Raw genomic sequence first — 22,804 nt, forward strand, 5'->3', positions numbered from 1 at the left:
ATATGGAATCGTTCTCAGTTCTAGTTCTTCTCGATTTTTCAGGAACTGGTATCTATGTAAGTTCCTGAAGGGCCTGATAGACGGCTCGGGCCACCTCGGTTGGTATGCCCTGCGTCGCGGCGATCTCCTCCTCGCTCGCGGCGCGCAGGCGCTTGAGCGAGCCAAAGCGGCGCATGAGGGCGCGCTTGCGCTTGGGGCCCACCCCGGGCACGTCGTCGAGGACCGACGTCGTCATCGCCTTGTCGCGTAGCTCCCGGTGGAAGGTGATCGCGAAGCGGTGGGACTCGTCGCGCACCTGCTTGATCAGGTAGAGCGAGGGCGAGCCGCTCGGCAGCACCACCGGCGTCTCGTCCCACGGCACGAAGAGCTCCTCGTCGGACTTGGCCAGGCCGCAGACCGGGATGTCGAGCCCCAGGCTCTCGAGCTGGGCCATCGCGGCAGTGAGCTGCGGCTTGCCGCCGTCGACCACGAGCAGGTCGGGACGGCTGCCAAAGCGCTCGTCGGCCATGCGCTCCGGGGCGTAGCGCCGTCCCAGCACCTCGGACATCGAGACGAAGTCGTTGGCCTCGGTGAGCGGCGTCTGGATCTTGAAGCGGCGGTACTGCGCCTTGTCGGGCCGGCCGTTGGTGAAGACCACCATCGAGGCCACGGTGAAGTGCCCGTGCAGCGTCGAGATGTCGAAGCACTCGATGCGCATGGGCGGCGCGTCGAGGGCCAGCGCGCTCTCGAGCTGCAGCAGGGCCTGGTTGGTGCGCTCGTCGGCATATCCCGTGCGCACCATGTAGCGCATGAGCGCGTGCCGGGCGTTCTCCGAGGCCATGTCGAGCAGGCGGCGCTTCTCGCCGCGCTGCGGTCGGTGCAGGCGCACGGCGCGCCCGCCCTTCTCGGCGAGCCACTGGGAAACGACCTCGGCGTCGCCGAGCTCGCAGGGAAGGTCGACCTCGGAGGGGACGTCGGCCGTCTCGTCGTAGTAGCGCTTGACGAAGCCCCCCACGAGCTCCTCCTCGGAGACGTCGAGGCCCTTGTCGAGGATGAACTCGGCCGAGCGCACCGTCCGGCCCTCGCGCACCACGAAGACGCAGGCGCAGCTGATGGTCTCCTCGCGGTAGAAGCCAAAGAGGTCGAGGCTCACGCTCGAGGGGAAGACCACCTGCTGGCGGTCGTCGAGCGCGTCGAGGTTGTCGAGGCGCGCCTTGATGCGGCCGGCGCGCTCGAAGTCGAGGTCCGCCGCCGCCGCGCGCATCTGCTCGGCGAGCTCGCCCACGATCTCCGAGCGGTTGCCGCGGAGGAACCGCTCGACCTGGCTCACGTGGCGCGCGTACTCCACGGTGTCGATCATGCCGGCGCACACGCCCGGGCCGCGCCCCACGTGGTAGTCGAAGCACGGGCGGCACTTCTCGGCGAGCATGAGGTTGGCGACGGAAGCCTGGTCGGGGTCACGCTCGAGCAGGCGCTTGGCACGCTTCCACTCCGCGCAGGTGGCAAGGCATATGGGCACCACCTTGCGCAGGGTGTCGATGGTCTCTCGGGCGGCGCGGGCGTCGGTGTAGGGGCCAAAGTAGCGCGTGCCCTTGCGGTGCTTCTCGCGCGTGTACTTGATCGCGGGGAAGACGTCGGACTCGGTGATGGCGATGAACGGGTAGGACTTGTCGTCCTTGTAGTCCACGTTGAAGTAGGGGTGGTACTGCGCGATGAGGTTGCGCTCCAGGACGAGCGCCTCGTGCTCGGAGCCCACCACCACGTAGTCGAAGGACCTCACGACCTGCATCATGAGCGGGATCTTCTCGCGCTCGTCCTGCAGGGTCACGTACTGGCGCATGCGGGCGCGCAGGTTCTTGGCCTTGCCCACGTAGACGACCTCGCCGCGGCCGTCCTTCCAGAGGTAGCAGCCGGGCTCGGTGGGGACCCGCGCGACCTGCTCGGAAAGGGTCGGCTCCACGCGGGCGCCGCCGGCGGGGCTGTCCGGGGCCTCGCTCACGAGACGTCCCCGTGCGGGAGGTACTTCTCGAACTTCTGGACTTGGTGGAAGTAGTTGACGTAGGCCCAGAGGCGCTGCGCGAGCGAGTCGTGCCCGCCACGCCAGTGAAGCGCGAAGCTCGCCGTCTTGTCGCGGTAGGCGGCAAGGACGCGGTCCTTGAGGGGGCCGGCCGGCATGCAGCGCTCGATCACCTTGCGCGGGACGGCCACGTAGGCCCAGTCCTCGCGGGGCGCGACGGGCGCGGGCGTGCGGCCGAGCACGACGTCTTCCACCTGGATGCGCGCAAAGTTGACGCCCGCGAGCAGGACGAACCAGGAGCTGCGCCCGGGACGGGCGTTCATCTCGAGGAACTTGAACTCGCCGGTGCGCACGTCCCACTTGGCGTCGAAGGTCCCCATGCCGTGGTAGCCCACGCGCTTGACGAAGCGGGCCGCGGCGGCCTCCACCTCGGCGTTGCGCTCCGGGACGATGGCCACCGCGTTGCCGATGGCGCCGGGGTGATGGTCCTCCAGCCCCACGTGGCCGCAGATCGAGAAGACCACGTCCGAGTTGGCGTCCGCGTAGAGGTAGATGGCGTACATGTGGGAGTCCCCGCCGGGGATGAACTCCTGGACGATGAGGCTCTCGTCGTAGCAGGAGCGCTTGAGCTCGTCGAAGATGCGGCGCAGCTCCTCGGGCGTCTCCACGATGAAGATCTTCTGCTTGCCGGGGAACTCCGCGTAGTGATAGGCGGCCGAGTTGGACGGCTTGGCCACGAGCGGGTAGGCGAAGCCGGAGTCGTCCGCCTGGGCGGCGGGGTCGGCGCAGTCGAGCAGGCGCGTCTTGGGGTAGGGCACGCCCACCTCCTCGCACACGCGGTAGAAGTTCTCCTTCTGCGTGACGAAGTCCAGCACGTCAAAGTCCACGACGGGCGTGTAGAACCAGCGCTCGAGCTCGGACTTGTGCTGCGAGACGATGCGCGCGTAGAAGTCCCCGCAGGTCACGAGGAACGGCACGCGCCCGGCGGCGCAGAGCTCCTCCCCCAGCTCGGCGAGCGTGGCGAGAAGGACCTCGGGCTCGTCGAAGCCCTCGACGACGCGGTACTCCGCGAAGCGCGTGCGCGAGATGGACTTGATGTCGGAGCTGCCGTAGATGATCGCCCGTGCGCCGTACGCCTCGCGGAAGGCGCGGACGTAGGCGTAGGCGGAGTAGTCCGCGCCGAGGATGACGGGCTGGATGGTCGAGGCGAGGTCCTTCTCGGCGACGTGCTCTGGTCTGGTTGCCATGTTGTTCCTATCTGGGCCTAGCGGTGGCGGGCGTCGAGCTCGCCGGCGAGCTCCGCGACGGTGACGCCGTGGCGCTCGAGGGTGACGAGCAGGTGGTAGACGAGGTCGGCGGCCTCGTAGCGGATGTGGTCGTGGTCGCGGTCCTTGCAGGCGAGCGCGACCTCGGTGGCCTCCTCGGTGACCTTCTTGAGGAGGGTGTCCTCAGGCCCCTGCAGCAGGCGGGCGGTATAGGACGTCTCCGGCGAGGCGTCGCGGCGGGCGTGGATGACGGCGGCGAGCCCGGTGAGCGTCTCGCCGATATCGCCGTCGTGCACGTTGGCGGTTCTCTCCCCCATTGGTATCCCCCTAGCGGTCGTCGCCCTCCGCCGGCGCGGCGGCGAGCTCGCGGTAGAAGCAGCTGCGGTGGCCGGTGTGGCAGGCCGGGCCCGGCGAGTCCACCTCGACGAGCAGCGTGTCGGCGTCGCAGTCCACGAGCACGCGGCGCACCCGCTGGACGTTGCCGCTGGTGGCGCCCTTGTTCCAGAGCTCACGCCGGCTGCGGCTCCAGAACCAGGTGGTGCCGGTCTCGAGGGTGAGGCGAAGCGACTCCTCGCTCATCCACGCGACCATGAGCACCTCGCCGGTGCCGGCCTGCTGCACGACGGCGGGCACGAGGCCTCGCTCGTCGAAGCGCACGACCGCGTCGGCGAGCGTCACGGGCTCGAGCCGCTCGCCGGCGTAGGTATACTGAGGCTCCTGCTGGGGCGTCTGTGACACGGGTCCTCCTCGGTCCTTGCTGCCCCATCACTTTACTACACGGCAGCGAAGGGGTTGCGATGGCTCACGCGACGGAAACCGAGTCGTTCGACGTGCTCGTGGTGGGCGCCGGCATCGCGGGGTGCGAGGCCGCGCTCGCCGCCGCCGAGGCCGGCGCGCGCGTGGCGCTCGCGAGCGCGGCAGACACGTTCTCCGGGTCGAGCTTCTTTCCCGGCACGTGGGGGCTCGGCCTGGTGGGGCCGGCGGACGATAAGGACGAGGCGGACTTCGTCGAGACGATCCTCGAGGTGGGGCGCGGCATGGCGCTGCCGGGGCTCGCGTCCGCGCTCGTGCGCGGCGTCGCCGCGGCCGTGGGGCGGCTCGAGGAGCGCGGCGTCGAGCTTCAGCAGGCGGAGCGCCCCGAGGAGCGCGACTTCATCCCCTGCTTCGACCGTCGATGCCGCAGCTGGCACGGCCTCGGCCGAGCGTCGTACCGAGCCGCGACCGAGGCTGCGCTTCGGGCGGCTGGCGTCACGGCGCTCCCCTTCCACGAGCTGCTCGACCTCGTCGAGATGGACGGGCGCGTCTGCGGCGCCGTGCTCTTCGACGTGCGGTCGGGGGCGGAGCGCGTCGTGGGTGCCGGCGCCGTGGTCCTGGCGACGGGCGGCTTCGGCGGGCTCTTCTCGCGCACGCTCACGATGCCCGACGTCACCGGCACCGCCGCCGCGGTGGCGCTGCGCCACGGGGCGCGCCTGGTGAACGTCGAGTTCATCCAGATCATGCCCGGCCTCGTGGAGCCGGTCCGCGGCGTGGTCTTCAACGAGCGGACCTTCCGCTACGCGCGCGTCGAGGGGCTCGACGCGCCGGGCGCCGCGGGGCTGCTCGACACGCGCGGCGGGCACGGGCCCTTCACCGCGAGCCTGCCCGACCGCGTCGTGGACTTCGCGGTCGCGGCGGCAGGGGCGCGCGGGGCGGCCGTGTCCTACGACCTGCCGGAGAAGCTGCCGGAGTTCATGCAGACCTACTTCGACTGGTTCGAGGACGCCTTCGGGCGCCGCCCGGACGGGGGCCTGCGGATCGCCCCGTACGCGCATGCCTCCAACGGCGGCATCCTCGCGGACGAGCGGGGCGCGACCGGCGTCCCGGGCCTCTTCGCCTGCGGCGAGGCCACGGGCGGCATGCACGGAGCCGACCGGATCGGCGGCCTCTCGAGCGCAAACGGCCTGGTCTTCGGCCACGCCGCCGGGCGAGCCGCCGCCGGCGATGCCGCCGCAACCCGCGTCACCGCACCCAACGCCGCCGCCCACGCCGTGAAGGCACGGTCCCCTCTCGGCGTCCCGGAGCGGGAGGGGCTTCTCGCGCTGCGGCACGCCATGGACGAGCGCTGCCTGCTCGGGCGCACCGCGGAGGAACTGCAGGCGATGGGCCGCCTGCTCGACGAGCTGGACAGGGACAGCGCGCGGACCGGGTCCCGGCGCCTTGCCAACGCCGCCCTCTCGGCCCGCGCCCTCGTGACCGCCATGCTCGCGCGGACGGAGAGCCGCGGCGCCCACCACCGCGCGGACTTCCCCGAAGAGGACCCTGACCAGGCCCGCCCGCTCGTGATTCGCCTGGGCTCGGACGGCCGGCCCGTGGCGGAGCCGCTCGGCTAAGGGCCGGAACCCGACGAGGGGCGCCGTTGTAGGCAGTTTTTTCGATGGCCCCCAGTATCGGGCGCATTTCACGCGAAAAGGCGCAGGTAGACGGCTTGTTCAAAAGGGGCTACTCGGAGCCCCTTCCAAAAACTGCCTACAACGCGGGGCGGGCCCTAGAAGTCCAGGCGGACGGGGATGCCCTGGCCGGCCATGTACTCCTTGACCTGGCGGATGGTGAACGTGCCAAAGTGGAAGACGCTCGCAGCGAGCACGGCGTCGGCCTCGCCCTCGATGATGCCCTCGGCAAAGTGCTCGAGCGTGCCGACGCCGCCCGACGCGATCACCGGGATCGGCACGGCGCGCGCCACCGCGCGGGTGAGCGCGAGGTCAAAGCCGTCCTTGGTGCCGTCGCGGTCCATGCTCGTGAGCAGGATCTCCCCGGCGCCGCGACGCGCGGCCTCCTCCGCCCAGGCGACGGCGTCGATGCCCGTGGCGACGCGCCCTCCCGCGAGATAGACCTCCCACTTGTCCGCCGCTCCCACGCGCTTGGCGTCGATCGCACAGATGACGGCCTGCGAGCCAAAGGCCGTGGCCGCCGCGGTGATGAGGCTCGGGTCCTTGACGGCGGCGGAGTTGAGCGAGACCTTGTCCGCGCCGGCGGCGATCATCTCGCGGCAGGAGGCCACGTCGCGAAAGCCCCCGCCCACCGTGTAGGGGATGCGCAGCTCGGCCGAGGCGCGGCTGGCCAGGCCGATCTTGGTGGCGCGGTCGTCAGAGGTCGCGGTGATGTCGAGGAAGACCACCTCGTCGGCGCCCTCGGCGTCGTAGCGGCGCGCGAGCTCCACGGGGTCGCCCGCGTCGCGCAGGCCCACGAAGTTGACGCCCTTCACCACGCGTCCGTCCTTGACGTCCAGGCAGGGGATGACTCGCTTTGTCAGCATGGGTGGTCCTTTCGGTTGCCGGGGCCCGGGTCCGCCGTCCTTCTCGCAGGGCCCAGCGCTCACTGCGTTCGCTCGCTGCGCGATTCGCCCTGCCGAGAAGGACGGCGGACCCCCGGGCGAACGGAGGACGTTGCAATCATAGTTGGACTTCGGGGGTCCCTGGGGCTGGAGGCTCTTCTCGCCCCGAGGTGTTTACACGGGATGGCGGGGGCTGTCGTCCCCCGGCGAGGCTAACGACCACGGCGCGACCACGCGCGCAGCGCCCAGCCCACCGGACCGGGCTGGAAGCGCCGCCCGACGTCGATCAGGCGCGCGGGGATGTCGATCCCCTGGGGGCAGTGGCGCGCGCACGCGCCGCAGCGGACGCAGTTGCTCACGAGCTTGGGCGCGCTCGTGCGCACCGCGCTCGCGGTGAAGTACTGCGAGAGCCCCGTGAACCACCCGTGCGCGAAGCTCGCGTTGTAGGCCGAGAAGCACCCGGGGATGTTGATGCCCTGCGGGCACGGCATGCAGTAGTTGCACCCCGTGCAGGGGACGCGGTTGGTTCGGGCGAACTCCTCGACCACGCGGGCGATGACCTCGTGCTGCGCGGGCGTGAGCGAACCCGGCAGGGCGCGGCACGCCACGGCGGCGTTCTCCTCGACCTGCTCGGGCGCGGCCATGCCGGAGAGCAGCATCGTCACCTCGGGGTGGTCCCACACCCAGGAGAGGCCCCAGGCGGCGGGCGTCTCCAGGCCGGGCGCGGCCGCGGCGTCGAGGATGCGCCGCGCGCGGTCGGGCAGCTTGTCGGCGAGGCGCCCGCCCAGCAGGGGTTCCATGACAAAGACGGCGAGACCGCGCGCAGCGGCGGCGCGCAGGCCCGCGGTGCCCGCCTGGTACTGCTCGCCCGCGTAGTTGTACTGGATCTGGCAGAAGTCCCAGTCGTAGGCGTCCAGCAGGACGGGAAAGTCACCCGCGCTGCCGTGATAGGAGAAGCCGGTCTGGCGGATGCGGCCGGCGGCGCGCTGGCGGGCCACCCAGTCCTCGATGCCCAGGTCGCGCAGGCGCTCCCACTGCGCGGGGCTCGTGACGTTGTGGATCAGGTAGTAGTCCACGCGGTCCGTGCGCAGGCGGCGGAGCTGTTCGTCGAAGATGCGGTCGAGGTCGGCGGTCGCGCGCACGGAGCCGTGCGGCAGCTTGGTGGCGAGAAGCACGCGGTCGCGCAGGCCAAGCTCGTCGAGGGCGGCGCCCACGCAGGCCTCGTTGCCCGGGTAGAGGTAGGCGGTGTCCAGGTAGTTGATGCCGCGCTCGACGGCACAGGCGATGATGGCGCGGGCGCGCTCGGGATCGGGGCGGCCGGGCGGGCCCGGAAGGCGCATGCACCCGAGGCCGAGCGCCGATATGCGGTCCCCGTTGCGCGGGTTGGTGCGGTACTGCATGGCTACCCCGCGCAGGCCGCGAGCGCGTCCTCGAGCGAGAAGGACCCCTCGTAGAGGGCGCGCCCGGTGATGGCGCCCTCGATCACGCCCGGCCCGAGCGCCGCCAGCGCCCGCAGGTCGTCCAGGCCCGCGATGCCGCCCGAGGCGACCACGGGAAAGCCCGCGACCTCGGCCACGTGGCGGTACGCCTCGGCGTCCACGCCGCAGCGCATGCCGTCGCGCGCGACGTCGGTGAAGACGAGGTGGCGATACCCCAGCTCGGCGAGGCGCGCCACGAGCTCGTCTGCGGAGAGCGCCGCGCCCTCGCGCCAGCCGTTCACGCGCACCTCTCCCCCGCGGGCGGCCACGTCGGCCACCACGAGCTCGCCGAAGCGCCGCGCCGCCTCCGCGGCGAAGGCCGGGTCGCGCACCAGCGCGGTGCCGATGGCAATCCGTCGCACGCCGAGCCCCGCCAGCCGCTCCACGGCGGCGAGGTCGCGCACGCCTCCGCCGGCGTCCACCGAGATGCCGGGCACGGCACAGATAGCGCGGATCGCGGCGTCGTTGGCCGCGCGGGCCGCGGCGTCTTCCTCGAGCGTGGCGGAGAGGTCGACCACGTGCACCCAGCGCGCCCCGGCGTCGCGGAACCTCTCGGCCACCGCGGCGGGGTCGCTCGAGTAGACGTCCATGTGGGCGCGCTCGCCGCGCGCCAGGCGCACGACGCGGCCTCCCACCAGATCGATCGCGGGAAACAGGATCATGCGCCACCCCCGACCACGCCGACGAAGCCCTCGAGGATCGCGCGGCCCACCGCCGAGCTCTTCTCGGGGTGGAACTGCACGCCAAAGACGTTGTCCGCCCAGACGGCGCTCGCGAAGCTGCGCACGTAGTGCGTGCGCGCCGCCACCACGTCGCCCGGGACGTCGTCGGCGAGCGCGAAGGAGTGCGTGAAGTAGACGTTTGCCCCCTCGGGCACGGCCGAGAAGAGCGGGCACCCGCGGCCGTGCTCGGTCAGGTGGACCTGGTCCCAGCCCACGTGCGGGACCTTGAGGCGCGACGACTCCAGGCGCGTGGCCGAGCCGGCGATCACGCCCAGGCCGCCCGTCCACGAGCCGTCGTCCGTCTCGTTGCCGCGCTCGAAGAGCAGCTGCAGGCCCAGGCAGATGCCGAGGAACGGCACGCCGCGGCCGAGCGCGTCGAGGACGGCCTCGGCCTCGCCAGACGCGCGCAGGTAGGCCATGGCGTCGCCGAAGCTGCCCACGCCGGGCAGCACCACGCCGGACGCGGCCCTGATGACGGCGGGGTCGTCGGAGACCACGGCGCTGCCGCCCGCCTCCGCAAGCCCGCGCTCGACCGAGCTCAGGTTGCCCTTGTGATAGTCCACGATGACGATCGGGCGGGCGCCGACGGCGGGCGCCATCACAGGCTCCCCTTGGTGGACGGCACGCCGTCGACGCGCGGGTCGGGCTCGACGGCCTCGCGCAGGGCACGCGCCGCCGCCTTGAACGTCGCCTCGAGGATGTGGTGGGCGTTGGACCCGCAGACCAGGCGCAGGTGCAGCGTGACGCCCGCCTCGCGCGCGAGGCCCGCGAAGAACTCGTGGCCGAGCTCGGTGTCGAAGGCCCCCACCTTGGCGGGCCCGATGGGCACGTCCCAGTAGAGCTCGCCGCGGCCGGAGACGTCCACGGCGGCCATGACGAGCGCCTCGTCGAGCGGCACCATGACCGAACCAAAGCGGCGGATGCCGCGCTTGTCGCCGAGCGCCTCGCGCAGGGCCTGGCCGAGCACGATGCCGGTGTCCTCGACGGTGTGGTGGTCGTCGACCTCGAGGTCGCCCTTCACGCGGACGGTGAGGTCGATGAGCGAGTGGCGCGCGAGCGCGGTGAGCATGTGGTCGAAAAATCCCACGCCGGTCTCGACGTCGGCGACGCCGGTCCCGTCGAGGTCGACGGACAGCCCGATGTCGGTCTCGGCGGTGGCGCGGACGGCCTTGGCGGTCCTTGTCATGATTCCTCCCTCACAAGCGTCGCGAGCGCGTCGAGAAGAGCGTCGTTCTCCTCGCGCGTGCCCACGGAGAGCCTGAGACATCCCTCGAGCCCCGGCGCGGCGCTGAAGTCGCGCACCAGGACGGAGTGCTCGTCGCGCAGGCGCCGGCGCACCTCGGCGGCGCGCGGCACGCGCACGAGCACGAAGTTGGCGGACGAGGGCCACGTCCGGACGCCGGGAAGCTCCGAAAGCCCCGCGGCCAGCCGCTCGCGCTCGGCCACGATGTCGGCGACCGTCCCGGCGAGCGCCTCCCGGCAGCGCAGCGCCGCGAGGCCCGCCGCCTGGGCGAGCACGTCAACGGAGTATATCTGACGCACGGCCCCGAGGACGTCCACGACCGCCGGGTCCGCCACGAGATAGCCCACGCGCGCGCCCGCCAGGCCAAAGGCCTTGGAGAGGGTCCGCAGCACCATGAGGCGGGGCTCGGAGGCGACCCACCCCACGACGCTCGAGCCCTCGGGGGCAAACTCGACGTAGGCCTCGTCGACCATGACCAGGGCGTCGGTCTCGTCGAGCAGGCGGCGCACGACGGCCGGGTCGAGCAGGTCGCCCGTGGGGTTGTTGGGCGAGGTCACAAACACCAGGTCGGCGCCTGCCGCGGCGGCCACGAGCGCGTCGGCGTCCACCGAGAAGTCCTCCGCGTCGCGCCAGACGCGCTCGACCGCGGTCTCGCACATCGCGGCGAAGTTGGCGTACTCCGAGAAGTCCGGCGGGCACGTGACGAGCGTCCGCCCCGGCCCGCCAAAGGCAAAGAGCAGGTTGAAGAGCAGCTCGTCGCCGCCGTTGCCCACGCAGACGCTCCCGCGGGCGACCCCGTGGCGCTCGGCGATCGCGTCGCGCAGCTCGTTTGCCATGGGGTCCGGGTAGCGGTTGAGCGGCGTGGCGAGAAGGGCGGCGTCGATCGCGGCGCGGACCTCCTCCGGCAGCGCGTGGGTGTTCTCGTTGGCCGAGAGGTTGACGCGGCAGGGCGAGAAGGCCGGGTCGTACGGCTCGAAGCCGGCGAGCGCGGGCCGCAGGCGGGCGGCGAGGTCGAGGTTCTTCTCGGCCATCTCACACCTCCGACCTGCTAGTTGGGGACTGTCCCCAACTAGCAGAACTGGCGGGGGCGGCGAGGTCGGAGGGCCAGGCGACGCGGTGGACGTCGTCCACGTCAAACGAGGCGCCCTCGGCGAGGCGCCGGCGCAGGCCCACGGAGAGGGCGTGCGCCCAGAGCCCCTCGGACTGCGCGAGCGTCTGCGCCGCGGGGGCGTCGGCGAGCAGGCCCTCGGGCGTGTAGCAGATCACGCTCGAGCGCTTTTGGAAGTCGTAGACGCCCAGGGGGTTGGAGAAGCGCGCGGTGCCGCCGGTGGGCAGCGTGTGGTTGGGGCCGGCCACGTAGTCGCCCAGGGGCTCGGAGCTCCAGGCGCCCACGAAGATCGCGCCGGCGTTGCGCACGCGGCCGAGAAGCGCCATGGCGTCCTCGCAGTGCAGCTCGAGGTGCTCGGGAGCCACCACGTTGACGGCGTCGACGGCCGCCTCCAGGCTCTCGGCCACCACGATCACGCCGCGGTCGTCGAGCGAGGCGCGGGTGATCTCCTCGCGCGGGCTCTGGGCGACGAGGCGCTCGGCGGCGGCGAGCACGCGGTCGGGCAGCTCCGGGTCGCAGGTCACGAGGTAGCAGCTCGCCATAGGGTCGTGCTCGGCCTGGGCCATGAGGTCGGCGGCCACCACCACGGGGTCGGCCGTGGCGTCGGCGAGCACGCACACCTCGGAGGGGCCGGCCACCATGTCGATGCCCACGTCCCCGGAGACGAGGCGCTTGGCGGCGGCCACGTAGGCGTTGCCGGGACCCACGATCTTGTCGACCGCCGGGATGGACTCGGTGCCGTACGCCACGGCGGCCACGGCCTGGGCTCCGCCCACGGCGTAGACCTCGTCCACGCCCGCGAGCGCGGCGGCGGCGAGCGTGTAGGGGTTGAGGCCGCCGCCCGCCTGCGGCGGGGTCACCATCACCACGCGTGGCACGCCCGCGACCTTGGCGGGGATGGTGTCCATGAGGACGGTCGAGGGGTACTGCGCGCGGCCGCCCGGCACGTAGACGGCGGCCGAGGCCACGGGCGTCACCTGCACGCCGAGGATCGTGCCGTCGGCGCGCGCCGTGAACCAGGACTGCTCGCGCTCGCGCTCGTGGAAGTCGCGAATCTGGTCGCGCGCCTGGGTGAGGGCGGCGAGAAACTCCTGCGGAACGGCCTCGAGCGCGGCGGCGAGCGCCTCGTCGGGCACGCGGAAGGCGTCCGGGCAGGCGCCGTCGAAGCGCACGCAGAGCTCGCGCACCGCCACGTCGCCGCGGGCGCGCACGTCCGCCACGATCTTCTCGGCCGCCTCCATGACCTCGGCGGGCAGGGCGCCCGCGCGGTTGAGGTCGGCCTGCGTGAGGCGGCGTCCCCCCTCGAGCACGACGGTCCTCATGACTCACTCCCCTTCCTCGCGACCTCGGCGAGACGCGCGGCGAGGTCGCGGATCCTTCGGTCGCAGCGATAGGCGGCGGGCCCGGCGAAGAAGCGCGCGGTGCACTCCATGACCTCGTCGACGATCACGAGGTCGTTCTCGGCGAGCGTGGTGCCCGTCGCCGTGATGTCCACGATGCGGTCGGCCATGCCCACGATCGGGCCGAGCTCGATGTTGCCGTGCAGCGTCACGATGTCGACCTGCTGCCCGATGGAATCGTAGTACTGCTGCGTGATGCGCGGGTACTTGGTCGCCACGCGGACGGCGCCGCGCCAAGCGTAGTTGCGCGCCGCCTCACCGGCCTTGTCGCGCGGCTCGGCCACCACGAAGCGACAGCCGCCGTAGCGCAGGTCCACGAGCTGGAGCAGGTCGAGCCCCGCCTCGATGAGCGAGTCCTTGCCGCAGACGCCGCAGTCGGCGCCTCCCCGGCCCACGAAGGCCGGCGCGTCCTGGGCGCGCACGATCACGTACTCGACGTCGCCCTCGCGGATGACGAGCTTGCGCCCGGGGTCCGCGAGCTCGGCGGTGGGCAGGCCCGCCGCGGCGAGGGCGGCGACGGTCTCTTTGAACAGCGACCCCTTGGGCACGGCGATGCGGATGGGCCGAGCGGCCACGTTGACGCCCGGCGTCACCACGCCCGACTCGCCCGGCTCGCCGAGGACCTCCTGGAGGCGCTCGAGCGAGAGGGCAAAGCCGCAGGCCGCAAGGCCCGGACGGCCGAGGTTGGCGAGCACCGCGTCGTAGCGCCCGCCCGAGGCGAGGCTCGCGGCGATGCCCTCGGCGTAGCCCTTGAAGATGATGCCGGTGTAGTAGTCGAAGGAGTTGATGATCGAGAAGTCGAAGGAGAGGCGCCCGGCCGAGAAGAGGTCGGCGAGCTTGGAGGCGAGGGCCGAGAGCTCGGCGGTGCCGCGGGACTCGACGGGCACGCCCGCGTCGGCGAGAAGGACGTCGAGCCGCTCGATGACCTCGGGGCCGCCGCCCATGCGCACGACCTCGTGCAGGGCGCGGGCGGCCGCGGGCGGAAGGTCCGGCGTGGCGTCAATGAGCTCGCCGAGGGTCACGAGGTCCGAGTCATGGACGAGGGCGAGCACCTCCTCGCGAAACTCCGGCGTGGGCGCGCAGGCGTCGAGCAGCGCCGTGAGCGGCACCACCGAGCCAAAGACCACGCGCCAGTCCGGCACCTCGAGCGCGCCGAGCGCCTCGGCGAGCAGCCGCACGACCTCGACCTCGGCGGCGGCGCCGTCCTCGCAGACGAGCTCGACGCCGAGCTGCGTGAACTGGCGGGGCTGGCCGCGCAGGCTCGGCTCCTCGCGCACCACCGGCGCGTTGTAGCGAAAGCGTGCCGGGAGCTGGCCGGCGTCCACGCGGCCGGCAACGAGGCGGGCGACGGGCAGGGTGAGGTCGGGGCGGAGCATGAGCAGCGTGCCGTCCTCGTCGAAGAGCTGGAAGGCCGAGTCGCGCACGCGGGCGCCGCGCTCGAGGGCGGAGCGGTCCTCGAGCAGCGGGGTCTCGACGGGAAGGTAGCCATGCATGGCAAAGGTGTTGCGCACGATGCCGGAGATGCGCTCGCGGGCGAGCGCCTCGCGGGGAAGGATGTCGCGGAAGCCGCGGGGAGTTGCTGCAATCACGGGGGTCCTCTCTCTTCTCGCCGTGACGTCTGCCGTGTGGGGCAGGGCTACTTTAGCACAGTAAAGTGGGTTGGCCGGAGTGTTTTCCCGCGCGAAACACGGCGGGCGGGGCGGGGCTCGCTTAACGATCGCGGGCCGTCGCCCGACGGGGCCCTCTTGCTTACTGATCGACGGTCATCGCAGGGCGAGGGCTTCTCTTGCTTACTATTCGCGGATCGTCGCGCGTTCGGCGCTGAGCGTGCTTACGGATCGCCGCACATCGCAGCCAATCGGGCCGAGAAGGGCCCTGTGAAGGTCCGCTGCATGCGACGAGCCGGGTTTCGTAAGCGCGCAGCCGGCAGATGCTGCGACGGTCGGGGTTTAGTAAGCACATCCACGGCCAGAGCTGCGACGGGCGGGGTTTCGTAAGCGTCACAGGGCAATCGCCGCTCGCGCAGAGACGAAAAGGGCCGCGAATCGCGCGACGGCCCCCAATCTCGGCACGCTCCGCGGCGCCGCGCGCCCCAAGGCGCCGCCCGCGGCCCCGACGCGACCGCCCGCCGAGCGCGCCGAGCCTCGCGAGCATCACACAGGGCCCCCGACCAGCGGGCGAAGCTCCCAGCAAGCTCGGAGGCAGACGGGCTGCAGCCCCTCCCTGCTACGCTCGGCGTCCACAGCCGAGGAGAGGAGAGGACATGGCACTGCACTGGCCGGACGCGCGCGTCGCCGTGAGGTTCGAGCGAGAGGCGAGAGACGACGAGAGGGACTATCCGCCCGACACCATCGTCGTGGTCATGAGGCCCGACCAGGTGGACGACGCGGGCTTCGTGCGCGAGATGCGCCGGATCGTGGCGACCCGCTCGATCGAGCGCGAGTACGAGCGGCGCACGGACGTCACGAGGGAGCGCGACGAGCGGGGGCTCGAGCGGGAGGTCACCGACGAGGAGCGCCGCTTCGTGAGCAACTTCCTCGGCGACGATGACGAGCTCGACGAGGACGGCCTCCCGGAGTTCCTCGACGACCTGCTCGACGAGACGCTCGGGGTGTCTCCCTGGACGCCCTGGCAGGGCACGGCGACGCACCTCGTCATCGGGCGCTGCGACCAGGTGATCGTGGGCGGATAGCGCGCCTCAGGCGCAAGGGCCTCCCGGCGGGCGGCGGCGACTCGCCGCCCGCACCCGCGCTAGCGGCGCAGCAGCCGGCCGGCGAGGCGACCGATCATGGCCGCCTCGGGGACCTTGAGCGCGAGCGCCGCGCCGTAGGTCACGATCAGCGCCGGCACGCCCGCCGCGACGCAGTAGCCGAGGGAGCGGAGCATGGTGCCCGTGCAGTCGCCGAGGGTCGAGTTGAGCAGGCGCAGGAGCACGGCACCCACGACGGCGCCCGCAAGGCCAAGCGCGACCGCGCGCAGGGCCGAGGCGAGCACGCCGCCCAGGCCGATGGGGCCGAGGGTGCGCCGCAGGCTCGCAAGCATCACGACGCACAGCGTCACGAAGAACAGCGTCGACGAGAACGCCACGAAGTCGAGGCCAAAGACCGGCGTGAGCGCGAGCAGGGCCACGACCTGCACCACGGCGGCGATCGCGTTGGCCACCGCGCACAGGACCATCCGGCGCATGGCGGAGGCGACCTTCTGCAGGTACATGTAGACGGCGTAGGCCGGCAGCGAGATCGCGTAGGCGCAGAGGTAGGAGGCCGTCATGGCGAGCGCGTCGGGCGTGAAGCTGCCGGCGGCCAGGATCGAGATGAGGGGGACGGAGAACACGATGAGGTAGAGCATGAAGGGCACCGAGAAGAACAGGATCTGGCCCGACCCCGAGACGATCCCGCGCGTGAAGGACGCGCGGTCCCCCTTGGCCCAGCTGTCCGAGAGCTCGGTGAACATGGCCGTGGTGATGGGCACCGTGAGGATGGAGTAGGGCAGCGTGTACCACAGGCGCGAGTAGTAGGTGATCGAGGCGCCCGTCGGCACCACCGAGAGCGCCGAGGAGGACTGCACCGACGTGGTCACGAACGACGCCACCACCACGGCGAGCGACGGCACGCCGATCCGCAGGGTCTCCTTGAGCAGCGGGTCGTGGAGGTCGATGCCAAAGCGCAGACGGATCCCGTGGCGCAGCATCGGCGGGATCTGCAGGACGACCTGCACCGCCACGCCCAGCGGGTTGCCGAGCGCCAGGACGAGCAGCGCGAGCTCGGGGCTCGTCTCGGCGAGCGCGGCGTAGATGAGGAAGGAGGCCGTGGTCACGAAGTTGTTGAAGATCGGCGCGGCCTGGCCCCAGAAGTAGTCGCGCTCGGCGTTGAGCACGCCCGAGAAGATCGAGGAGAGCGCGTAGAGCACGACCTCGATGACAAAGAACCGGAAGAAGTACACCGTGAGGTCGAAGTCGAACTCGTCGGTGGCCGAGAAGGACTGCGTGTAGACCATCTGCGCAGCGAAGACAAATCCCAGCACGGCGACCGCGCCCATGGCGACGAGCACGATCGAGACGAGGTTGGAGGTGTAGGCGCTCGCCCCCTCCGTCCCCGCGCGCTTCTTGACCGTCATGTAGACGGGCAGGAAGGCGGTGGTGAGCATGCCGGCCGCCACGAGCTCGTAGAGCTGGTTCGGCAGGTTGTTGGCGATGGAGTAGCAGCTCGCCATCACGGTGACGCCGATGGCGTACGCCTGGCCCCAGGTGCGCATGAAGCCGGTGAGCCGGCTCACGACCACCAGCGCGCTCATGAGCGCTGCGCTGCGGCCGACCTGCTCCTGGGTGCTCGCCTCGGCGCGCTCCGCCGTCTTGGGTGCCGCGGGGGCCCCGCTCCCCTGCCTCAGGTGCCTTGGCTGGTAGCCGGACGTTGCGCCCACTTCGCGCCCTCCCTCACATCGCTGACAGACAACTTTTTGATTCTCTCACCGTCCGGCGAGAAGGACGCGCGACGCTCGCGATTCCGCTCCGTATCACCACAGGGAGAGACAGTTTGTGTTGAATTGTTTTGTTATACAATATGGGGGAGCAGTCATGCTCAAAGACGGCACGACGCTGATCTATCACGCCATGACGCCGCCCTCGAAGAGGATGCTGAAGGAGCTGAGGGGGTCGCAGCGATGAGCTACATCACCAAAGACGGCATCGAGCTGAGCGAGGAGACCCTCGACGAGCTCGCCGAGCACTTCGAGCGCGGCGAGCTGCCCGGCCGGGTCCGTCGCGTCCTTGTGGGGCGTCCGCGGATCAGCCTCGAGCAGCTCAAGCTCATTGGGGCGAAGGTCCCCGAGTCACTCGTCGACGCATTCGACCGAAAGGCCTCAGCCCATGGGCAGACGCGTTCCCAGCGCATCCGCCAGCTCATTGAGCGCGACGTCTCCGAGGCGTGAGGCAGACGACTCGCCGCGGCAGGCCCCCTGGTGCCGGATCGTCAGCGGACGAGGTCGGCGAGGACGGCGTCGCAGAAGAGCGCGAGGTCGTCCGGCGCCAGCACGAGCGAGAGCCCGCGCCGGCCGCCGGAGACGTGGATCTTGTCGAAGAGCTGCGCCGTCTCGTCGATGAGCGTGGGGAAGCGCCTCTTCATGCCCACCGGCGAGCAGCCGCCGCGCACGTATCCCGTGACCGGCTCGAGGTCGCGCACGTGCATCAGCGAGAGGCTCTTCTCGCCTGCCGCCGCGGCCGCCTTCTTGAGGTCGAGCTCGTCGGCCACGGGGATGCAGCAGACCACGTGGCCGCCCGACGGCGCCACGCAGACGAGCGTCTTGAAGCTCGCGGCGGGGTCCTCCCCCAGGCGCTGCGCGATGTGCAGGCCCAGCTCGCTCGAGGTGTCCGTCTCGTCCACCTCGTAGGTCTCGTACTCAAAGGGCACGCCGGCAGCCTCGAGCTCGCGCATGGCGTTGGTCTTCTGGAGCTTCTCGCGCCGCGCCATCGCGCTACTCCCCCGCGTGACGCGCCCGGTCGCGCGCGAGGATCTGCCGCAGGAACTGCCCGGTGTAGCTCTCCGGGACCTCCGCGACCTGCTCGGGCGTGCCGTAGGCAACCACCGTGCCGCCGCCGTCGCCGCCCTCCGGGCCCATGTCGAGCACGCGGTCGGCCATCTTGATGACGTCGAGGTTGTGCTCGATCACGAGCACCGTGTTGCCGGCGTCCACGAGCTTCTCGAGCACCTCCACGAGCTGGCGCACGTCCTCGAAGTGCAGGCCCGTGGTGGGCTCGTCGAGGACGTAGAAGGTCTTGCCGGTCTGCTGGCGGTGCAGCTCCTTGGCGAGCTTGACGCGCTGGGCCTCGCCGCCGGAGAGCGTGGTGGCAGGCTGGCCCAGGTGAATGTAGCCCAGGCCCACGTCAAAGAGGGTCTGGAGCTTGTTCTTGATGCGCGGGATGTTGGAGAAGAACGCCAGTGCCTCGTGCACCGTCATGTCGAGCACGTCCGAGATGGACTTGCCGTGATAGAGCACCTCGAGGGTCTCGCGGTTGTAGCGCTTGCCGTGGCAGACCTCGCAGGGCACGTAGACGTCCGGCAGGAAGTTCATCTCAATCTTGATCTGGCCGTCGCCCTTGCAGGCCTCGCAGCGCCCGCCCGGCACGTTGAACGAGAAGCGCCCGGGGCTGTAGCCGCGCGCGCGGCTTTCGGGCAGGGAGGCAAACAGGGCGCGCAGGTCATCCCAGAGCCCGATGTAGGTGGCAGGGTTGGAGCGCGGGGTGCGCCCAATCGGTGACTGGTCGATGTCGATGACCTTGTCGACGAGCTCCACGCCCTCGAGCCTCTTGTAGGGGCCCACGGGGCGCTTGGAGCGGTGGACGGCGTTGGTGAGGGCGGGCGCGAGGGTGTCGGTGACCAGTGAGCTCTTGCCCGAGCCCGAGACGCCGGTGACCACCGTGAGCGTGCCGAGCTCCACCTTGGCGGTAACGTTTCTCAGGTTGTTGGCGCGGGCGCCGGTGACCTTGATCGCGCCCTTGCGCGGGTTGCGGCGCCTCTCGGGCAGGCGGATCTCGCGCGCGCCGGTGAGGTAGGCGCCCGTGACGGAGTCCGGGCAGGCGGCGATCTCATCCGGCGTGCCGGCGGCCACCACCTTGCCGCCCAGCTCGCCGGCGCCCGGGCCCATGTCGATCACGTAGTCGGCCGCGCGGATGGTGTCCTCGTCGTGCTCGACCACGATGACGGTGTTGCCCTGGTCGCGCAGGCGCTTCAAGGTCTCGATCAGGCGGTTGTTGTCGCGCTGGTGCAATCCGATCGAGGGCTCGTCCAGGATGTAGAGCACGCCCATGAGGCCGGCGCCGATCTGCGTGGCCAGGCGGATGCGCTGGGCCTCGCCGCCGGAGAGCGTGGCGGCGGCGCGGGAGAGCGTGAGGTAGTCCAGGCCCACGTTCACCAGAAAGCGCAGGCGGGCGAGGATCTCCTTGACCACGGCGCCGGCGATGAAGCGCTGGCGCTCCGTGAGCTCTAGGGCCTCGAAGAACGCCAGGCAGTCGCGGCAGGAGAGCTCGCAGACCTGCCAGATGTTCTTCTCGCCCACCGTGACGGCGAGGATCTCGGGCTTGAGGCGCGCACCGTTGCAGGTGGTGCAGGGCACCTCGCGGATGTACTTCTCGAGATGCGTGCGCATGGTCTCCGACGTGGTCTCCTGGTACTTGTCGAAGAGGATCGAGCGCACGCCGGGATAGGTGGTGAACCAGTGGGTGTCGCGGCCGTCGCGCGTGTGGTAGTCCACGCGGATCTTGGTGGAGCCGAGGCCGTCGAGCAGGGCCGCCTGGACCTTCTTGGGAAGCTCGCGCCACGGGGTCTCGTCCGAGGCGCCGAGGTGGCGGCACACGGCCGAGAGGATCTGCGGGTAGTAGTTGGAGTGGCCGAAGAGGCTGCCGAAGACGCCGTCCGCCACCGAGAGCGACGGGTCCTCGATCAGGGCCTCGGCATCCACGACCTTGCGAAATCCCAGGCCGTCGCAGTCCGGGCAGGCGCCGTAGGGGGCGTTGAAGGAGAAGTCGCGCGGCTGGAGGTCGTCCATCGAGTGGCCGTGCTCGGGGCAGGCAAGCGCGAGCGAGTAGCTGAGCAGCTCGCCGGGAAAGCGCTCCGGGTCGTCGCGGTCGGGCATGAGGTAGAAGCCCACCTTGCCCTGGGCGAGGCGGGTGGCCTGCTCGACGGCCTCCGCGATGCGGCCGAGGCTCCCCTCGCGCACGACGATGCGGTCGACCACGACCTCCACGTTGTGGCGGTTCTTCTTCTCGAGGCGAATCTCCTCGTCTCCGAGCTCGCGGACCTCGCCGTCGATGCGCACGCGCGAGAAGCCCTCGCGGCGCAGGTCCTCGAAGAGCTTGGTGTACTCGCCCTTGCGGTCGAGGACGACCGGCGCCAGCACCAGGGCGCGGCGGCCCTGGGCGCGCTCAAGGACCTTGTCGGCCACCTGGTCGGTGGTCTGGCGCTCGATGACGCGGCCGCACTCGGGGCAGTGCGGGGTGCCCACGCGGGCGAACAGCAGGCGCAGGTAGTCGTAGATCTCCGTCACGGTGCCCACCGTGGAGCGCGGGTTTCTCGACGTGGTCTTCTGGTCGATGGAGACCGCCGGCGAGAGGCCGTCGATGGAGTCGAGGTCCGGCTTGTCCATCTGGCCGAGGAACTGCCGGGCGTAGCTGGAGAGGGACTCGACGTAGCGGCGCTGGCCCTCGGCGTAGATGGTGTCGAAGGCGAGGCTCGACTTGCCCGAGCCCGAGAGGCCCGTGATCACGACGAGCTTGTCGCGCGGTATGTCAACGTCCACGTCCGCGAGGTTGTGCTCGCGCGCGCCGCGGATGACGATTGCGTCCTGGGCCATGGGACCCTCCTCGAATGTGCCGGTTGACCGACCTTCGATTGTAGCCCGTGGGGGGCTGGGGGCATTCCTCCGGGAGGTGCGCTGCGCGAAACCTCCCTACGGAATGCCCCCAGCCCATCGCAGCCCACCTTTAGGTAAACCGCGACGCCGAGGTGGCACGCCGGGCGCCACGAGCCGGACCTCTTCCGTCGTCGCTGCTCGCTGCGGAGAATTGGTTGCCGGGGGCGCTCTTGTTCCGTAGGGAGGTTTCGCTCAGCGCACTTCCTGAAGGAACACCGGCAGGCCCCCGGTAGGCTTACTCCGCAGCGAAGTAGCGGCTCACGCCGGCGGCGTCGGGCTCGCGGCGGACGGCGCCCGTGGCCACGAGGTGGTCGAGATGCGCGATGCTCTCGGACACGAGGAACCACCGCGTCAGGGCCGGGGTCTCGGCCCAGCGGTCGAAGGGCGCGCGCCAGCCCATGGCCGGCACGAGCTCGTAGCCCGTGCTTCCCGGGCGCTCCTCGATCGCCGCCAGCGCGCGGGCGCTGCGCCGCTCGTGATGGCCCGCGTTTGCGACGCAGCGCTCGGCGACGCTCCCCTCCTGCAGGCCGTGGCCCATGTAGGCGTGCTCGATGCCGCGGTCGGCGAGCGCTCGCAGGGTGCGAAGCTGCTCGCCGATCGGGTCCTCGCCCTCGTCCCAGAAGCCGATGCAGGTCGAGCACAGAAACAGGACCGCGTCGCCGAGAAACGCCGTGCGCGTCTCCGGCTCCCAGAGCACGCACTGCCCGACCGTGTGCCCGGGCGCCGACACGACCTCGAAGGCCCATCGCCCGAGCCGCACCGCCTCGCCGGGCGCCACCGTGCCAAACGCGATCTTCTCGTTCTCGAAGTTGACCACGTGGTCCCAGATGACGTCCGCGAGCTCGGCGGCCTCCGCGTCGGAGGCGCCCTCCGCGCACATGCGGGCCGCCATCCCGTCGCGCCACGCGGGCACGGCGAAGCGGCGCATGTCCGCGAGGACCCCCTCCGGGACGAGCACGCGCGCGCCGGCCTCGGCGAGCTCGCGCGCGAGCCCCACGTGATCGATATGGGCGTGCGTGCAGAAGAGCGTCGTGGGCGTCTCCGCCGGGTCCACGCCCAGCCCCAGCAGCGCGCGCATGAGGCGCGTGTCGTTGAGCGGGTCGGGCGTCCCGGCGTCCACCACGAGCGCCTCGCCGCCGTCCAGCACCACGAAGGCGTTGACCGAGGGCAGGAAGGTGTCGTGCATGAGCAGCTCGACGCGCCAGACCTCCGGGGCGTCGAGCACGCGCCGGCAGGTGAAGCCGTCCTCGTCGAGCGTGAAGCAGTTGGCCCCGCAGCCCTGGCCCCAGTCGTCGCCGGCGGCGAGCGGCGCGTCGGCGCTAGTCAACGAGCACCTTCACGCAGATCTTCTTGAGCGGCGCGGGCTCGCCCGGGCAGCAGCCCGGCTTGTGGGCGTCGCAGGGGGGCGTGACCACGAACTCGCCCTCGCGCAGGGTCACCCAGCCCTCGCGGTCGCCGGGGGTGTAGAGGCCAAAGTCGTCCGCCTCGGAGAACTCGCCGACCGGCGCGCACTCCGCGACCGGGGCCACGCCCAGGAGCTCGGTGCCGCTGATGACGTAGTGGATGTCGGCGTAGCGACGGTGCGCCTCGTAGTTCTTCTCGCCCGCGGGGACGGTGGTGATCTCCTGGACGTTGGCAAAGACCTCGTCGCCCATGACGTCGTGGCGGCCGGGCTCCAGCTCGGCGAGGTCCGGGCGCGCGAGGAACTCCAGGGCCCTCTGGTAGCGCTCCTGGGACAGGTCGTTTGCGGCGGCGCTGGCGAGCGACGTGAAGATCATGGCTGACTCCCCTCTCGTTGCGGCGCCCTGCGCGCCGTTTGCAACAGTATGGGCCATAGCCGGGCCCGCGCTTGGGTAGAATCGAGACGTTGCGCACAGGC

Annotated in this window: 20 protein-coding genes; 3 read left to right on the forward strand and 17 right to left on the reverse strand. The window is 71.2% G+C overall.

Annotation, left to right across the window (positions count from 1 at the left end; translation table 11 throughout):
* Window positions 1–52: 52 nt before the first annotated feature.
* From uvrC to hisI, 4 genes are read right to left on the reverse strand one after another with little or no spacing between them, the layout of a single operon-like run.
* Entirely contained in the window at window positions 53–1,978 is a 1,926-nt protein-coding gene (gene uvrC / locus B5F85_RS00480; RefSeq protein ID WP_204204584.1) for an excinuclease ABC subunit UvrC, read from the reverse strand.
* Window positions 1,975–3,243 (reverse strand): hypothetical protein, encoded by a 1,269-nt coding sequence (locus B5F85_RS00485; protein WP_087313325.1) that lies wholly within the window; start codon window positions 3,241–3,243, stop codon window positions 1,975–1,977. The genes uvrC and B5F85_RS00485 overlap by 4 nt, the downstream gene beginning before the upstream one ends.
* Window positions 3,244–3,260: 17 nt before the next feature.
* Window positions 3,261–3,578, reverse strand: coding sequence for a phosphoribosyl-ATP diphosphatase (gene hisE, locus B5F85_RS00490; protein ID WP_087313327.1), 318 nt, complete (start codon window positions 3,576–3,578; stop codon window positions 3,261–3,263).
* A gap of 10 nt (window positions 3,579–3,588) precedes the next feature.
* On the reverse strand, window positions 3,589–3,939 hold the full coding sequence (gene hisI, locus B5F85_RS00495; protein WP_087313592.1) for a phosphoribosyl-AMP cyclohydrolase: 351 nt from the start codon (window positions 3,937–3,939) through the stop codon (window positions 3,589–3,591).
* A gap of 119 nt (window positions 3,940–4,058) precedes the next feature.
* On the opposite strand from hisI, the gene B5F85_RS00500 reads away from it, so the two are divergent.
* On the forward strand, window positions 4,059–5,630 hold the full coding sequence (locus tag B5F85_RS00500) for an FAD-binding protein (protein ID WP_087313329.1): 1,572 nt from the start codon (window positions 4,059–4,061) through the stop codon (window positions 5,628–5,630).
* Between the two features lie 155 nt (window positions 5,631–5,785).
* On the opposite strand, the gene hisF is transcribed toward B5F85_RS00500, so the two are convergent.
* The 8 genes from hisF to hisG all read right to left on the reverse strand — a co-directional run bounded on the left by hisF (window position 5,786) and on the right by hisG (window position 14,111).
* Window positions 5,786–6,553 (reverse strand): imidazole glycerol phosphate synthase subunit HisF, encoded by a 768-nt coding sequence (hisF, locus tag B5F85_RS00505; RefSeq protein ID WP_087313331.1) that lies wholly within the window; start codon window positions 6,551–6,553, stop codon window positions 5,786–5,788.
* Between the two features lie 230 nt (window positions 6,554–6,783).
* Entirely contained in the window at window positions 6,784–7,971 is a 1,188-nt protein-coding gene (locus B5F85_RS00510; protein WP_087313333.1) for an aldo/keto reductase, read from the reverse strand.
* Window positions 7,972–7,973: 2 nt separating this feature from the next.
* Window positions 7,974–8,711, reverse strand: a complete 738-nt coding sequence (locus tag B5F85_RS00515) for a 1-(5-phosphoribosyl)-5-[(5-phosphoribosylamino)methylideneamino] imidazole-4-carboxamide isomerase (RefSeq protein ID WP_087313335.1) — start codon at window positions 8,709–8,711, stop codon at window positions 7,974–7,976.
* Complete coding sequence (gene hisH, locus B5F85_RS00520) at window positions 8,708–9,370, reverse strand: imidazole glycerol phosphate synthase subunit HisH (RefSeq protein ID WP_087313337.1); 663 nt, start codon at window positions 9,368–9,370, stop codon at window positions 8,708–8,710. Before hisH ends, B5F85_RS00515 begins: the two co-directional genes overlap by 4 nt.
* Window positions 9,370–9,957 (reverse strand): imidazoleglycerol-phosphate dehydratase HisB, encoded by a 588-nt coding sequence (gene hisB, locus B5F85_RS00525; RefSeq protein ID WP_204204586.1) that lies wholly within the window; start codon window positions 9,955–9,957, stop codon window positions 9,370–9,372. The genes hisH and hisB overlap by 1 nt, the downstream gene beginning before the upstream one ends.
* A complete protein-coding gene (gene hisC / locus B5F85_RS00530) occupies window positions 9,954–11,045 on the reverse strand; it encodes a histidinol-phosphate transaminase (protein ID WP_087313339.1) in 1,092 nt (363 codons plus the stop codon). The genes hisB and hisC overlap by 4 nt, the downstream gene beginning before the upstream one ends.
* A gap of 1 nt (window position 11,046) precedes the next feature.
* Window positions 11,047–12,444: a histidinol dehydrogenase gene (gene hisD / locus B5F85_RS00535; protein WP_087313342.1), complete on the reverse strand. Its 1,398-nt coding sequence runs from the start codon at window positions 12,442–12,444 to the stop codon at window positions 11,047–11,049.
* Window positions 12,441–14,111 carry an ATP phosphoribosyltransferase gene (gene hisG / locus B5F85_RS00540; protein ID WP_239386552.1) on the reverse strand — a complete coding sequence of 557 codons (1,671 nt, stop codon included), beginning with the start codon at window positions 14,109–14,111 and terminating at the stop codon, window positions 12,441–12,443. Before hisG ends, hisD begins: the two co-directional genes overlap by 4 nt.
* Window positions 14,112–14,785: 674 nt before the next feature.
* Here hisG and B5F85_RS00545 point away from each other — a divergent pair.
* Window positions 14,786–15,214: a hypothetical protein gene (locus tag B5F85_RS00545; protein WP_087313344.1), complete on the forward strand. Its 429-nt coding sequence runs from the start codon at window positions 14,786–14,788 to the stop codon at window positions 15,212–15,214.
* Between the two features lie 59 nt (window positions 15,215–15,273).
* Here B5F85_RS00545 and B5F85_RS00550 read toward each other — a convergent pair whose 3' ends face one another.
* Window positions 15,274–16,941, reverse strand: a complete 1,668-nt coding sequence (locus tag B5F85_RS00550) for a lipid II flippase MurJ (RefSeq protein WP_239386554.1) — start codon at window positions 16,939–16,941, stop codon at window positions 15,274–15,276.
* 240 nt (window positions 16,942–17,181) lie between these two features.
* Here B5F85_RS00550 and B5F85_RS00555 point away from each other — a divergent pair, with 240 nt between their 5' ends.
* Window positions 17,182–17,448: a ribbon-helix-helix protein, CopG family gene (locus B5F85_RS00555; RefSeq protein ID WP_087313346.1), complete on the forward strand. Its 267-nt coding sequence runs from the start codon at window positions 17,182–17,184 to the stop codon at window positions 17,446–17,448.
* A 41-nt stretch (window positions 17,449–17,489) separates the two neighbouring features.
* Here B5F85_RS00555 and ybaK read toward each other — a convergent pair whose 3' ends face one another.
* From ybaK to B5F85_RS00575, 4 genes are all read right to left on the reverse strand, one after another.
* Window positions 17,490–17,987: a Cys-tRNA(Pro) deacylase gene (gene ybaK / locus B5F85_RS00560; protein ID WP_087313348.1), complete on the reverse strand. Its 498-nt coding sequence runs from the start codon at window positions 17,985–17,987 to the stop codon at window positions 17,490–17,492.
* 4 nt (window positions 17,988–17,991) lie between these two features.
* Window positions 17,992–20,865 carry an excinuclease ABC subunit UvrA gene (gene uvrA, locus B5F85_RS00565; RefSeq protein ID WP_087313351.1) on the reverse strand — a complete coding sequence of 958 codons (2,874 nt, stop codon included), beginning with the start codon at window positions 20,863–20,865 and terminating at the stop codon, window positions 17,992–17,994.
* A gap of 295 nt (window positions 20,866–21,160) precedes the next feature.
* Window positions 21,161–22,252: an MBL fold metallo-hydrolase gene (locus B5F85_RS00570; protein WP_087313353.1), complete on the reverse strand. Its 1,092-nt coding sequence runs from the start codon at window positions 22,250–22,252 to the stop codon at window positions 21,161–21,163.
* Window positions 22,245–22,703 (reverse strand): YhcH/YjgK/YiaL family protein, encoded by a 459-nt coding sequence (locus B5F85_RS00575; RefSeq protein WP_087313355.1) that lies wholly within the window; start codon window positions 22,701–22,703, stop codon window positions 22,245–22,247. The genes B5F85_RS00570 and B5F85_RS00575 overlap by 8 nt, the downstream gene beginning before the upstream one ends.
* Between the last annotated feature and the right edge of the window lie 101 nt (window positions 22,704–22,804).

This window comes from Olsenella sp. An293 (assembly GCF_002159495.1).
In the GTDB taxonomy this organism is placed as follows: Bacteria; Actinomycetota; Coriobacteriia; order Coriobacteriales; family Atopobiaceae; genus Thermophilibacter.